Genomic DNA, 14,028 nt, shown 5'->3' with positions numbered 1-14,028 from the left:
CCCTAATTAATTTATGAATTTGAACAGAAAAATTTCTGTAACCGCGTTAGCTTTTGTTATAGCAACGGGTTGTGCATTTGGCCAGGTTAAAAAGAAACCAAACCCATCACCCAAACGCAAACCGGTAGCGGCTGCCGAGCAGCTAAAACCAACAGCTTTACCTATTGATGCCGCTGTTATAATTGGTAAATTACCTAACGGCTTAACGTATTACATTCGCCATAACGAGCAACCACAAAAACGTGCCGACCTTTACCTGGTTAACAAAGCCGGATCGATATTAGAGACAGACACACAACTGGGCCTTGCACACTTTACCGAGCATATGGCTTTTAACGGTACGCGCGATTATCCGAAAAACCAACTGGTAGATTATCTTCAAAAATCTGGGGTGAAGTTTGGTGCCGATTTAAATGCCTATACCTCTTTTGACGAAACTGTATATCAATTACCCTTACCTACCGATAGTGCGCAGGTTTTTGAGAAGGGCTTTAACATATTGGCCAACTGGGCGGGCTATATCACCTTTGACCAAACCGAACTGGACAAAGAGCGTGGTGTAGTGTTAGAAGAAGAGCGCCTTCGTGGTAAAAACGCGCAAGAGCGTTTAAGTCTGCAAACACTGCCGGTATTATTAAATAATTCGAGATATGCAGCACGCTTGCCTATTGGTAAAGAAGAAATACTAAAAAACTTTGATGCCGCTACTATAAAAAGTTTTTACGCCGATTGGTACCGGCCAGATATGCAAGCCGTAATTGCTGTTGGCGATTTTGATGTAAAACAGGTAGAGCAGCTTATAAAAGCAAATTTCTCGGGTTTAAAAAACCCGATTGCCGAAAAACCAAGGCCCGATTATACCGTTGCACCAACGCCGGGTACTGTAGTAAAAATAGCTACCGATAAAGAATTTCCTTACACACTTGCACAAATTGTGGTGAAGCACCCGCAAAAAATAATTAAAACCGCCGCCGGCTATATGGATGGTGTGCGCGTATCATTATTTAATTATATGCTAAACCAGCGCCTTGGCGAGCTTTTACAAAAACCCGAGCCACCATTTTTATTTGCAAGGGCTACCTATGCACCATTAATAGGCAAGCAGGATGCTTTTACATCTATAACAGTATCGAAACCCGGTGGCCTGGAAACAGCGGTTAAAGCCCTTGTTGCCGAAACTGAACGTGCCCGCAAATTTGGATTTACACTTACCGAATTGGAGCGCGCCAAGCAAGCGTCGTTAGTTGGCATGCAAAATTCTTATAACGAGCGTGATAAAACAAATTCATCAAGCTATGTGCGCGAGTACCAGCAGCACTTTCTAAAAGGTGAGGCAATACCGGGTATCGAGTTTGAATATAGTTTTTATGTTAATAACATTAATAAAGTAACCCTTGAAGATGTAAACGCTTTAGCCGGCAAATTTATCAGCGACCAAAACCGTGTAGTAATTGTTGAAGGACCCGAAAAAGAAAAGGACAACCTGCCGGATGAAAAAACAGTATTAAACTGGATAGGCACTGCCGGTAATAACATTAGTGCTTATGTAGATAATGTTACCAGCAAGCCGTTAATGAGCAAATTACCCGAAGGCGGTACCACTGTGGTAAACGAAACAACCGACGAGTCTATCGGGACTACCACTTATACTTTGGGTAACGGCGTAAAGGTAATTTTAAAGCCAACCGATTTTAAAAACGACCAGATACTAATAAGCAGCTTTGGCTTTGGCGGTACATCATTAGCAAGCGATGCCGATTATACATCGGCCAACTTATCAAGTGCCATTATTGGTAATAGCGGGATATCCGAATTTAACCAGGGCCAGCTTGATAAAATGCTGAGTGATAAAAATGTAAGTGTTTCGCCATATATAGGCGAAATTACACAGGGTGTGAGAGGCAGTTCTTCCCCTGCTGATTTTGAAACGGCCTTACAATTGATCTATTTATACTTTACCCAACCTCGTAAGGATGCCGATATATGGCAGGGTAACATAAGCCAAACAAAATCAATTTTAGCTACCCGTGGTGTTGACCCTGGCAGTGTTTACCAGGATACCATATCGGCCGTTTTAAGCAATTATAATTTCCGCGGAATGGTAACTACCATCGATCGCCTAAATTCCGCATCGTTAGATAAAGCTTACAGCTTTTATAAAGACAGATTTGCTGATGCCAGCGGTTTTACCTTTGTATTTGTTGGGGCATTTAAACCTGTGTTTGTAAAACCGCTTATAGAGGCTTACTTAGGTGCATTGCCATCAACCAATAAAAAGGAAACATTTAAAAATTTAAACGTTCATCCGCCAGCGGGCCAAATCACTAAAACCGTTTATAAAGGCTTAGATGACAAGGCAAGCGTGCAAATGGTATACAGTGGCGACTATGTTTTTAACGACGCTAACAACCTGCAAATGGATGCCCTTGAAGAGGTATTGAATATTAAGCTGATACAGCGCCTGCGCGAACAGGAAAGCGGCGTTTATGCGCCCGGCGTTAGGGCAAGCTATCAAAAAAATCCGGCGGGGCGTTATTCTATCACTATATCGTTCACCTGCTCGGCTGCTAATGTAGACAAGTTGATAAATGCAACTACAGAGGAAATAGCGAAAATTAAACAAGCGGGAGCACAGCCAGAAGACATACAAAAATTTGTATCAGAAGAAGCACGTTCTACACAGGTGCAAATGAAACAAAATATCTCGTGGTCGGGCTTTTTGGCCGCTGCCGCGCAAAACGATCAAAACCCGGATGAAATACTTAGCCACGTAAAAAACCTCGAACAAATAACTGTGCAAAGCACTAAAGATGCTGCAAATAAATACTTAAGCGGTACCAACCTGATAAAGCTTATCCTGATGCCCGAAAAGAAATAAGGATTGTTTTTATGATCAAAAGACGCCTTAAAATACAAGGCGTCTTTTTTATTTTACAGGTTTAAAATCAGGATAAAAGGGCAAGTAGGTGGCTCCTGCTGCCTTGCCGGGTTCATAAACCACTATTCCTGTACAGATATCGTGGTTATTAGCCTCAAAGGCTATGCCCGACGTTGTATCGTCGTAAATGGTATAGGTATTACCTTTCTCAGTAAACGTTCCGGATGGTGTTAGTTTAAAAGCTTGTGCCGCATTTTTTAACGGCGCACCGGCGTGTATGGCATCGCTCACCTTAAACCACGGCGATGTAACACGTATTTGTTTAACACGGCTGGTTTCATCGTTACCCATGTTTCTCGAAAAATATATCTGCGTTTTGTAGCCGACAGTATCATGGTTAGCATACCAAATGCTCATGCTTTTACCCATGGCCGCATCGCCATCGTCGGCATTGCCCAGTTTTTTATGTACACTTTCGGCGGCTTCGTTTATAGTTGTTTGCCCAACGCTTTTGCCGGGCACTATTAGTTGTGCCGCTGTTGGCGATTTCGAAGTAGTGGTATCGGCTTTTATAACAGTATCCTTTTCTACTTTCTCGTCTACTGTATTAGTGCTGTCACTATTTGCCCGGGTAGGTGATGGCCGCCCGCACGATACCGCTGTTACAGCGGCAAATAGTATCAGCGCATATGTATATCCTTTAATGGTCATAACATTTTAATTGTTTAATGGTTGATACATAACCCGCAAAAAGCTATTTTGTTGGTTATTAATAATGGCGTCAAAAGGTCAGCAGGTAATACAGCAATGGTATAAGGATAAGCACTGGAAACAGTTTCCGTTTCAAAAAGAAATGGAAGGGGCTTATCTTTCGGGCTATTCGGGCCTGTTAAATGCCCCAACAGGCAGCGGTAAAACATTTGCGCTGTTTTTGCCCTTCCTTGCGGATTTCATTAATAAAAACCCCGATAGTTACACCTCCAAAAAAAATAACGGCTTACTTATGCTTTGGATAACGCCATTGCGCGCCCTAACCAACGATATACGCAAAGCCATGCAGGAAGTGTGCGACGATATAGGCCTGCCTTGGCGCATCATGACGCGTACCGGCGATACATCGGCAGCCGAGAAAGCCGCGCTTAAAAAGAAACTACCCGAAGTATTACTTACCACACCCGAAAGCCTGCACTTAATGCTGGCGCAAAAGGAGTATCCAAAGGTCTTCCAGGGATTACAGGTAGTAGTGATAGATGAATGGCACGAGTTATTAGGTACCAAGCGTGGGGTACAGGTGGAGTTGGGGCTTTCCAAGTTGAAAGCCTTAAGTCTGAAGTCTGAAGCCCCCGCGACTTCCAGACTTCAGACTTCAGACTACAGACTTAAAATGTGGGGTATAAGCGCAACCATTGGCAACCTGGAGCAGGCCGCCGAAGTATTGTTGGGTAATGATTTTCCGGCGGATCAAATTAAAATGGTTAGGGCCAATATTGATAAACGCCTGGTTATACAATCCGTTATCCCCGATAATATCGAAAACTACTCGTGGGCAGGGCATATAGGGGTAAAGTTGCTGCCGCAGGTGATGGAAATTGTGGCCCGCAGCAAAACCACGCTGATATTTACCAATACAAGGTCGCAGTCGGAAATATGGTACCACGCCATTTTAGACAACTACCCCGAATATGCCGGGGTAATGGCCATGCATCACGGATCGTTAGATAACGAACTGCGCAACTGGGTTGAGCAGGCCCTGCATGCCGAGATGCTCAAGGTGGTAGTATGCACATCAAGCCTTGACCTGGGGGTTGATTTTAGGCCCGTAGACACCGTTGTGCAAGTTGGCAGCCCAAAGGGAGTGGCCCGCTTTATGCAACGCGCAGGGCGCAGCGGGCACCATCCGGGGGCCATTTCAAAAGCTTATTTTGTGCCCACCCATTCTTTAGAGCTTTTAGAGGGGGCCGCGTTAAAACAGGCCATTAAAAATGGCGTATTTGAAAGCCGTGACCCTATGCTCCTTACTATGGATGTATTGATACAATACATGGTTACGCTTGCAGTATCAGATGGATTCAGAGCCGATGAATTATATAAAGAAGTAAAAAGCAGCTTTGCCTTTGCCGATTTAAGACGCGATGAATTTAATCAGCTTTTAGATTTTATAACAAACGGGGGTAAAACTCTTGCCCAGTATGATGAATTTTTGAAAGTTGAAGTAGAAAATGGCTTGTATAAAGTAAATAACCGCCGCGTGGCTATGCGGCACAGGCTAAGTATTGGCACCATTACCAGCGAGCTGAGCATCAGGGTAAAATGGTTAAGCGGCGGCAGCTTGGGTACTTTAGAGGAGGGCTTTATAGCCAAATTAAAACCGGGTAATACCTTTTGGTTTGCCGGTCGCAGCCTGGAGTTTATTAAGGTGAAGGAAATGACGGCCTATGTAAAAAAGTCTACCAAAACCAAAGGGCTTATACCAAGTTGGGCAGGTGGGCGTATGCCGCTATCGTCGCAGTTATCAGCCGTGTTCCGCGATAAGTTGGACGAGGTGGCGCATGGGATTGAAACCGATGAAGAAGTTGTTGCCCTGAAACCATTATTTGACCTTCAGGCTAAATTGTCGCATTTGCCGCAAAGCCACGAGTTTTTGATAGAGTCGTTTAAATCGCGGGAAGGGCACCACTTATTATTTTACCCATTTGAGGGCAGGCTGGTGCATGAGGGGATGGCATCGTTACTGGCCTACCGCATATCAAAAATAAAACCCGCCAGCTTTTCAATCGCCATGAATGATTATGGCTTTGAACTGCTTACCGACGAGGATATACCTATAGAGCAAGTTTTGGAAGATGCGGATTTCTTTTCTATAAACAACCTTATAGCCGATATACAAAACAGTTTAAACGCCAACGAGATGGCCCGTCGCCGTTTTAGGGATATTGCCCATATTGGCGGCTTGGTTTTCACCGGCTACCCGGGGCAGCAGGTAAAAAACAAGCACCTGCAAGCTTCTACTTCGTTGTTGTTTGAGGTGTTTAACGAGTACGAGCCCGACAACCTGCTGGTGCGCCAGGCCTACAACGAAGCACTGGCCTTTCAGTTAGAGGAATTTAGGTTGCGCGCCGCCTTGCAGCGTATAGCCACCCAAAGTATTGTATTAAAAGTTATTGAACGCCCTACTCCGTTTGCCTTCCCTATATTGGTTGATAGCCTTGGCCGCGAACGCCTTAGTACGGAGACAATGGAAGAGCGGATTGCTAAAATGGCCCGCAGATACAGCGTAGATGAAGAAGACGCTGAAAAAATATCGCCTAAGCCGCCACGCCGCATTGGTGTAACCCGTAAAAGGGGATTTTAAATAGCGATAAACAAAAAAAGGACGGCTAATAGCCATCCTTTAAAAATATTTAGTAGAGGCGCGATACTTCGCGTCTTTTTAGCACTTAGGTAAGCTTACGTTTTACTTCTACGTTTTCGTATGCTTCAACTATATCGCCAACTTCAATGTTGTTGTAGTTTGCAATATTTAACCCGCATTCGTAACCGGTAGCTACCTCTTTAACATCGTCTTTAAAGCGTTTAAGTGATGCAAGCTCGCCGGTATGTACAACTACGCCATCACGGATGATACGTATTTTGCTGTTACGGTTTATCTTACCATCTAATACCATACAACCTGCAATGGTACCCACTTTGCTAATTTTAAAGGTTTCGCGTATTTCAACGTTAGCTACAATCTTCTCTTCAAATGTTGGGGCAAGCATACCTTCCATCGCCGCTTTTATCTCGTTGATAGCGTCGTAGATGATGGAGTAAAGCCTGATATCAATTTGCTCAGCCTCGGCAAGTTTACGGGCACCGCCTGATGGGCGTACCTGGAAACCAATGATGATCGCATCTGATGCTGATGCCAGCAATACGTCCGACTCTGATATCTGACCAACTGCTTTTGATATGATATTAACCTGTATTTGCTCGGTAGATAATTTTAATAACGAATCTGATAAAGCCTCGATAGATCCATCCACGTCACCCTTAACAATAATGTTAAGTTCCTTAAAGTTACCAACTGCCAAACGGCGGCCTATCTCGTCAAGTGTAATGTGTTTCTGAGTACGTAAGCCTTGCTCGCGTTGTAATTGTAAACGTTTGTTTGCAATTTCGCGTGCTTCAACTTCGCTGTCTAAAGCGTTAAACTTATCGCCCGCTGTAGGTGCGCCCTGCATACCCAACACCTGTACCGGCGTTGATGGCCCTGCCGATTCAACCCTTTGGCCACGTTCGTTGGTTAAGGCTTTAACACGCCCGCTATAGCAACCGGCTAATATTGGGTCGCCCACTTTTAGGCGGCCTGCCTGTACCAATATAGTAGTTACTATACCACGGCCTTTATCTAAGGCTGCCTCAATTACGGTACCTACGGCACGCTTATTAGGGTTAGCCTTTAATTCAAGCAACTCGGCTTCAAGTAATACTTTTTCTAACAGCAATTCAACATTTAAACCGGTTTTGGCAGATATTTCCTGGGTTTGGTATTTACCACCCCATTCTTCTACCAATATGTTCATGGCCGATAACTGCTCGCGTATCTTATCGGCGTTGGCACCCGGCCTGTCAATTTTGTTAAAGGCAAATATAATAGGTGCACCTGCAGCCTGCGCGTGGTTTATGGCCTCGCGGGTTTGCGGCATCACGCTATCATCAGCAGCAATAACTATAATAACAATATCTGTTACCTGTGCACCCCTTGCACGCATGGCGGTAAACGCCTCGTGACCCGGTGTATCCAGGAAAGTTATTTTTCCTTTTTCTTCAGGTAAAGTAACTTCATAAGCGCCAATGTGCTGGGTTATACCCCCTGCTTCGCCGCCTATTACGTTTGTTTTGCGTATAAAATCGAGTAACGATGTTTTACCGTGGTCAACGTGGCCCATTATGGTCACAATTGGCGCGCGCGGTACTAAATCAGCCGGATCATCTTCAATGTCCAAATTGGCTTCTTCGTCCTGTGGTTTTACAAACTCAACTTGGTAGCCAAACTCATCAGCAACAATGCTTAATGTTTCGGCATCCAAACGCTGGTTAATAGACACAAACATCCCCAAGCTCATACAGGTAGATATGATCTGTGTTACAGATACATCCATCATTATGGCCAGCTCATTTGCTGTAACAAACTCGGTTACCCTTAATACTTTCGATTGGGCATCCTGCTCCATTGCCAGTTCTTCGGCAGTTGCAGCCACATCATCACGTTTTTGACGACGGAATTTAGCACGCTGGGCAAACTTACCGCTTTTACCTGCGCCGCTTAAGCGTGCAAGTGTAGCTTTTATCTGGTCTTGTATATCCTTTTCAGATGGTTCTTCTTTAGGGCCGCCTGTAGGTGGCGCGTTTCTGCCTCCTCTAAAATCGGGACGGTTACCACCTCCCGGAGGGGCAGTTGGCCTGTTCCTGAAATCGGGACGGTTTGGATTGATATTGCCTGTTGGCGGGGCCTGCTGGCCACCATTGCCACCCTGGCTATCTTTACGCTTACGCTTACGTTTCTGATCGGCAGCGTTACCTGCTGTGTTAGACGACGAGGCTACCGGGTTATTACGCTTAGGCGCATTAACAGGTAACTGTATCTTACCAATAATTTTAGGGCCTGTAAGCCTTTCTGCATTGGCGCGTATTACTTCATCTTCAGGCGCGTCATCGCCGCTTGTGGCTGCATCAGCAACCGGGGTTTCTGCAACAGGTGCAGCAACTTCTTTAACCGGTTCGGGTGCTTTTGGCGCTTCCGGGGCTTTTTCTGCTACCGGCTCGGCTGCTTTTGGTGTTTCTGCAATAGGTGCGGCAACCTCTTTGACAAGTTCCGGCGCTTTTGGCGCAGGTGCTTCTACAACAGGTGCGACAGTTTCCTTAACTGGCTCCGCAGCTTTGGCCGGCTCGGGCTGTGCTTTTTCTGCAACAGGTGGTTTAGCACCAAGGTTATTAAGGTCTATTTTACCAATTACCTTAACACCGGGCAATGATGCATCGGCACGCTCTTCGGTTTTAGCCGGAGCAGCCGGCTCTGCCGGTTTTGGCTTATCGGCCGGGGCCGGAGTAAAGTGGCCGGTGTTTTTAATCAGTATCTCTTCGTTCTCGAAATCTCGCGAACGACGGCCCTCAACGGGCTTAGTAGTTTCGGGCACTGCACCAGGTTCTTCTTTCCTGATTTTGCCTATACTGATCTGCTTGGCCTCCTCCTTAATAATTTTATCAACAGCAAACTCCTTTAACAGGGTTGTGTACATATCGTTATCCAGCTTGGCCATTGGCTGCTTTTCTACTTTGTAGCCTTTGGTCGCTAAAAAATCGACAATGGTACCCATACCAATGTTTAATTCTTTTACCGCTTTTATTAATTTTATGGATTTGTCTTCTGACATTTATTAAATTTTCTCTGCTAATTATCGCAAAAATACGATTTTAATTTTTGTTATTCTGTTTATTCAAATTCTGCCTGCAAAATTGATAACACATCTTTAACCGTTTCTTCTTCCAGATCGGTACGTTTAACCAACTCACCAACGCTTAATGCCAATACCGATTTTGCAGTATCAAGCCCAATGCGTTTAAATTCGTCAATTATCCAGCTATCAATTTCGTCTGAGAATTCTTCGATGTCCACATCCTCATCATGCTCATCAGCCTCGCGGTAAACATCTATTTCGTAACCTGTCAATTTACCTGCCAATTTTATGTTATGGCCACCACGACCGATAGCTAAAGATACCTGATCGGGTTTTAAGTATACTGCGGCTGTTTTTTTCTCATCATCCAGCTTAATAGATGTTATTTTGGCCGGCGATAGTGCACGCTGTATGTATAGTTGTATGTTGTTTGTGTAGTTAATAACGTCAATATTTTCGTTTTTTAACTCGCGCACTATACCATGTATACGCGACCCTTTCATACCTACGCAGGCACCAACCGGATCAATACGGTCATCATACGATTCTACCGCTACCTTAGCTCTTTCGCCCGGTTCGCGAACGATCTTTTTGATCGTGATCAAACCATCAAAAATTTCGGGTACTTCCAGCTCAAACAAACGCTGTAAAAACTCGGGTGCCGTACGCGATATAATGATCTTAGGGTTGCTGTTAAGCATATCCACTTTGCTCACTACTGCCCTTACGCTATCCCCTTTTTTAAAGTAATCGGCAGGTATTTGTTCGGTTTTAGGTAATAAAAGCTCGTTGCCTTCATCATCCAGCACCAGGGTTTCTTTTTTCCAAACCTGGTAAACTTCGCCGGTAACAATTTCGCCAACGCGGTCTTTATATTTTTTAAATATCTCGTCTTTCTCCAGTTCTAAAATTTTAGATACCAGCGTTTGGCGGGCAGCTAAAATGGCACGGCGGCCAAAGCTTTCTAAAGTTATCTGCTCAATAAAGTCGTCGCCAACTTCCAGGTCAGGGTCTGTTAATCTTGCTTCTGCAAGTTCAATCTCCAGGTCATCATCCTCGCTAAAACCATCTTCCATTACGGTACGTGTACGCCAAATTTCCAAATCGCCGTTATCTGTGTTTACTATAACGTCGCAGTTTTCGTCGTTGCCGTATTTTTTCCTGATCATGCTTCTGAAAACGTCTTCCAGTACGCTCATCATGGTTGGGCGGTCAATGTTCTTGAAATCTTTAAATTCCTGAAAAGAATCAATTAAATTAATATTGCTCATCTTCTACTTGAATGATATTAAAACTTTTGTTTCTGTTATTTTATCTGTAGGGATAGTGCTTTCAACAGTTTCAGCCTTTTTCCCTTTTTCTTTTATTTTTTCTTCAATTATTATAAAACCGTCGCCGGCCTCTAATAGTTCGCCTTCGCGCTTGGTGCCATCGTCCATTTTAATGCCCAGTTGCCTGCCCACGTTTTTGGCGTATTGCCTTTGCGAGGTAAGCGGGGTATCTATCCCCGGCGATGATACCTCCAGGTTATAGGCGGTCTCTATCACATTCTCTTCTTCGAGGTGAAAACCAACATGCCTGCTTATGGCTACACAATCGGCAATACCTATACCGTTATCCCCATCAACCAAAACGATGAGCTTGCCGTTTGAGTGCATTTTAACATCCACTAAGAACAAGCTGGGGTTATCGGCAATTTTCTCTTCTACCAGTTCGGTTACCCTTTTTTCAATATTCATTATCGTATGTTTTTCCTGATATCCCGGTTGCTTTTGGGACGGATGATAATTTGATTGATAAAATAAAAGAGGGGACAATCGCCCCCTCTTTTTTAATTCAGATGCAAATGTAAGAAATATTTTCTATTTCAAATGCTTATTGCTTAAAAATCAAATCGGTAAATCGGGTACGGCCCGGTTGTATGCGCCCTTTTACAAAATCAACCGCGCTTACACTTTCGCCCAGCTTATAATTTCGCACAAAATAAACCTGTCCTTTGGCAAAAGGGGTATCGGGCGTAAAAACCACCGCGCTATCCTGTAACTGATACCTGCCCGGCTGTACCGGCTGATAGCTTTTCATATCGGTATCGGCCGGCATTTTATAAACCGGGATAAGGCTTTGCCATGCCTGAACGGACGAATCGCGGTTTATTTCGCTGATAACGGCATAATCCAGGCCTTTAAATTGTACCGACTGCTTGTTATTTACCAGGCTGATACTCACCAAAGCACTATCAGGCTTTTTTGAGGATGAGCAGGCTGCAAGGAATAATAAACATATTATGTATAACTTCTTCATTTTCCCTTCAAAGTTGTTTCAAATAACTTATATATCCTGCTGTACTCGTCTGTCCAACTGCTGGGCTGTATAAAGCCATGGTCTTCTACCGGATAGGGTGCCAGCTGCCAGTTTTGCTTATGCAGTTCTATCAACCGTTGCGTTAGGCGCACAATATCCTGAAAGTTCACGTTTTGGTCTACCATGCCGTGCAGCATCAGCAAATTACCTTTTAAACCATCGGCAAAATAAATTGGCGAGCTTTGGCGGTATGCCTTTTCATCGTTATATGGTTCGTTTAAAATATTGGAGGTATAACCGTGGTTATAATGCGCCCAATCGGTAACCGACCGCAAAGCCGCGCCCGAGGCAAATACATCCTGCTGGGTAAACAGGGCCATTAGTGTAATAAAGCCCCCGTACGAGCCGCCATACAGGCCTACATGTTTAGGGTTAACGCCATACTTATCTACCAACAATTTTACACCATCTACCTGATCGGTAAGATCTGCGCCGCCCATGTGGCGGTATATGCCGGTGCGTATATCACGGCCATAGCCCGAACTGGCTGTGTAATCAATATCTAATACTGTGTAGCCATTATCGGTAAGCATGTTGTTAAACATATACTCGCGGAAATAGCTGCTCCACCAAAAATGAACGTTTTGCAGGTAACCGGCACCGTGCACAAACACCACCGCGGGCTTTGCCGGATCTGGGTTTTTAGGCAGGTACAAACGAGCGTAAATATCTTTACCGTAACGGTTCTTAAAGCTGATCACCTCCGGCTCGCGCCATGGGTACGATTTAAATTCGGGAGTGGTAGAGTTGGTTACCTGTACTGCCTTTGCGCCTGGTTTATTGGGCTGCACATAAAGTTCCCATGGTTTGTTTGAATAAGAGTACCGTATAGCCAGCCATTTCTCATCCGGCGATAGGTCTATCTCGTTACCGCCCTTCATCGATGTGATTTTTACCGGTGCGCCACCTGTTACCGGTATACGGTAAAAGTGTGTAACGCCCGGATGTTCGATATTGGCGGTAAAGTAAAACGTTGTTTTATCGTTTGATAAATGCAGTGTTTGCACCTCCCATTTGCCCGATGTTAGTTGTTTTTTATCGCCGGTTGCCAAATCGGCAAGGTAAAGGTGCGAGTAGCCGCTGGCTTCGCTTTGGTAGTAAAAGTGGGTGTTATCGGTATAGCCTAAGCTGCCGTTGGCAAACCATGCGCCGGTACCGGGGCCTCCTATCCAGGCATCATCGTGCTGGCGGTCAAGCAGGCTTAGCTTGCCGGTTGCGGCATCCAGTTTCATCAGCCAGCGGTCTTTATTATCCTGCGCATCTACGTTTACAATGGCATATTTGCCGTCGTCGCTCCAATAGGGGCCGGTAACATCAACCTTGCGGTCGGCATTTAGCTTTTTAAGTTCTTCTAAACGTTTGGGGTAATCTTTTACATATTCAGGTATATCTTTTATACCGGGCAGGTCAGTCGTGACGATCTTGTAAACACTATCTCGTTTGGTATCAAAAATAAAACTCTCCGAACTGCCTTGTGGCCCGCCCACTTTACTGCGGTTTGGCAAGCCTTCAACATAGCCGCTTTCGGTTACAAAATCGGCTACTATATCTTCTTTCTCGCCTTCGGCGCGCTGGTTAACGCGGTAGGTAATGTACCTTCCATCCGGACTAACCTGCACACCGCTTAGCCTTTTATCGCCAATAACAATTTCTTTTAGCTTTGCTGCTTTAAGCATGCTGCGCTCGGCAGAATCCAGCTTGCGGTCTTTCTCGTTCTTCTTAATAATGTCGAATAACTCCAGTTGCTGCTTTTTTAGATATGCGGCCTGTTCATTATCTTTTTCGGTTTTTTTTGCGTCGCTTTTGGCTTTTACAAAATTGGTTAGCTGGGTTAATTCGCCTTTGTTAAGTTTAAACGCAAACAGGTTATTACCACTGGTAAATATAATGCTGCTTTCATCACCGCTGAATGTTGGGTTGCTTTCACGATCGGTAGTGTTGATAAGCCGGGTTGATTGCCCGTTAATAATATTCAGTAAATAGATATCCCCATTCTTTTCATAGGTTTTCAGTGTTAGCTTTTTGTTCCACTTGCCGCCTTCAGGTATCATATCGCGGTGCTCGGCTACGGATATTTTTTGCGGTTTAATGTTGGCCGGGGTTATAGAAAATAGCTCGTCGCGTTCGGCGTTATCCGGGTTCCAGTTAAAGTATATTTTTTTGCTATCGTCGCTCCAGCGGATGTTTGATGGCGATGTACCCATCCATTTTGGGTCGCGCATTATTTTTTCGACCGTTAGCACATCCATCGTTTGTGCCGAAGCGCCTGCAAACACAAAAAGCAATAAGGGGGTCAGTATTTTCTTCATGAGTGATCAGCTTAGTAGCCGCAATTTAACAGTTTAGGTAATT

General features: G+C 44.6%; 8 protein-coding genes. 2 read left to right on the top strand and 6 right to left on the bottom strand.

Features of this window, described 5'->3' with window-relative positions:
- Positions 1–13 precede the first annotated feature (13 nt).
- Positions 14–2,878, top strand: coding sequence for an insulinase family protein (locus FFF34_013255; GenBank protein TSD64861.1), 2,865 nt, complete (start codon positions 14–16; stop codon positions 2,876–2,878).
- A 48-nt stretch (positions 2,879–2,926) separates the two neighbouring features.
- On the opposite strand, the gene FFF34_013250 is transcribed toward FFF34_013255, so the two are convergent.
- Positions 2,927–3,589, bottom strand: coding sequence for a hypothetical protein (locus FFF34_013250; GenBank protein TSD64860.1), 663 nt, complete (start codon positions 3,587–3,589; stop codon positions 2,927–2,929).
- A gap of 64 nt (positions 3,590–3,653) precedes the next feature.
- On the opposite strand from FFF34_013250, the gene FFF34_013245 reads away from it, so the two are divergent.
- Positions 3,654–6,230, top strand: a complete 2,577-nt coding sequence (locus FFF34_013245) for a ligase-associated DNA damage response DEXH box helicase (protein TSD64859.1) — start codon at positions 3,654–3,656, stop codon at positions 6,228–6,230.
- Positions 6,231–6,315: 85 nt separating this feature from the next.
- On the opposite strand, the gene infB is transcribed toward FFF34_013245, so the two are convergent.
- The 5 genes from infB to FFF34_013220 all read right to left on the bottom strand — a co-directional run bounded on the left by infB (position 6,316) and on the right by FFF34_013220 (position 13,985).
- On the bottom strand, positions 6,316–9,291 hold the full coding sequence (infB, locus tag FFF34_013240) for a translation initiation factor IF-2 (GenBank protein TSD64858.1): 2,976 nt from the start codon (positions 9,289–9,291) through the stop codon (positions 6,316–6,318).
- 59 nt (positions 9,292–9,350) lie between these two features.
- Positions 9,351–10,586 carry a transcription termination/antitermination protein NusA gene (gene nusA / locus FFF34_013235; GenBank protein TSD64857.1) on the bottom strand — a complete coding sequence of 412 codons (1,236 nt, stop codon included), beginning with the start codon at positions 10,584–10,586 and terminating at the stop codon, positions 9,351–9,353.
- A gap of 3 nt (positions 10,587–10,589) precedes the next feature.
- Positions 10,590–11,054, bottom strand: a complete 465-nt coding sequence (rimP, locus tag FFF34_013230) for a ribosome assembly cofactor RimP (protein TSD64856.1) — start codon at positions 11,052–11,054, stop codon at positions 10,590–10,592.
- Between the two features lie 136 nt (positions 11,055–11,190).
- Complete coding sequence (locus FFF34_013225; GenBank protein ID TSD64855.1) at positions 11,191–11,616, bottom strand: hypothetical protein; 426 nt, start codon at positions 11,614–11,616, stop codon at positions 11,191–11,193.
- Complete coding sequence (locus FFF34_013220) at positions 11,613–13,985, bottom strand: S9 family peptidase (protein TSD64854.1); 2,373 nt, start codon at positions 13,983–13,985, stop codon at positions 11,613–11,615. Before FFF34_013220 ends, FFF34_013225 begins: the two co-directional genes overlap by 4 nt.
- Positions 13,986–14,028: the final 43 nt, after the last annotated feature.

The organism is Inquilinus sp. KBS0705, from assembly GCA_005938025.2.
In the GTDB taxonomy this organism is placed as follows: domain Bacteria; phylum Bacteroidota; class Bacteroidia; order Sphingobacteriales; family Sphingobacteriaceae; genus Mucilaginibacter.
This window is presented reverse-complemented; position numbering and strand designations above follow the sequence as displayed.

Coding starts and splice junctions, on each gene's coding strand:
- FFF34_013255 (TSD64861.1), top strand. CDS start 14: ATGAATTTGAACAGAAAAATTTCTGTAACCGCGTTAGCTTTTGTTATA.
- FFF34_013250 (TSD64860.1), bottom strand. CDS start 3,589: ATGACCATTAAAGGATATACATATGCGCTGATACTATTTGCCGCTGTA.
- FFF34_013245 (TSD64859.1), top strand. CDS start 3,654: ATGGCGTCAAAAGGTCAGCAGGTAATACAGCAATGGTATAAGGATAAG.
- infB (TSD64858.1), bottom strand. CDS start 9,291: ATGTCAGAAGACAAATCCATAAAATTAATAAAAGCGGTAAAAGAATTA.
- nusA (TSD64857.1), bottom strand. CDS start 10,586: ATGAGCAATATTAATTTAATTGATTCTTTTCAGGAATTTAAAGATTTC.
- rimP (TSD64856.1), bottom strand. CDS start 11,054: ATGAATATTGAAAAAAGGGTAACCGAACTGGTAGAAGAGAAAATTGCC.
- FFF34_013225 (TSD64855.1), bottom strand. CDS start 11,616: ATGAAGAAGTTATACATAATATGTTTATTATTCCTTGCAGCCTGCTCA.
- FFF34_013220 (TSD64854.1), bottom strand. CDS start 13,985: ATGAAGAAAATACTGACCCCCTTATTGCTTTTTGTGTTTGCAGGCGCT.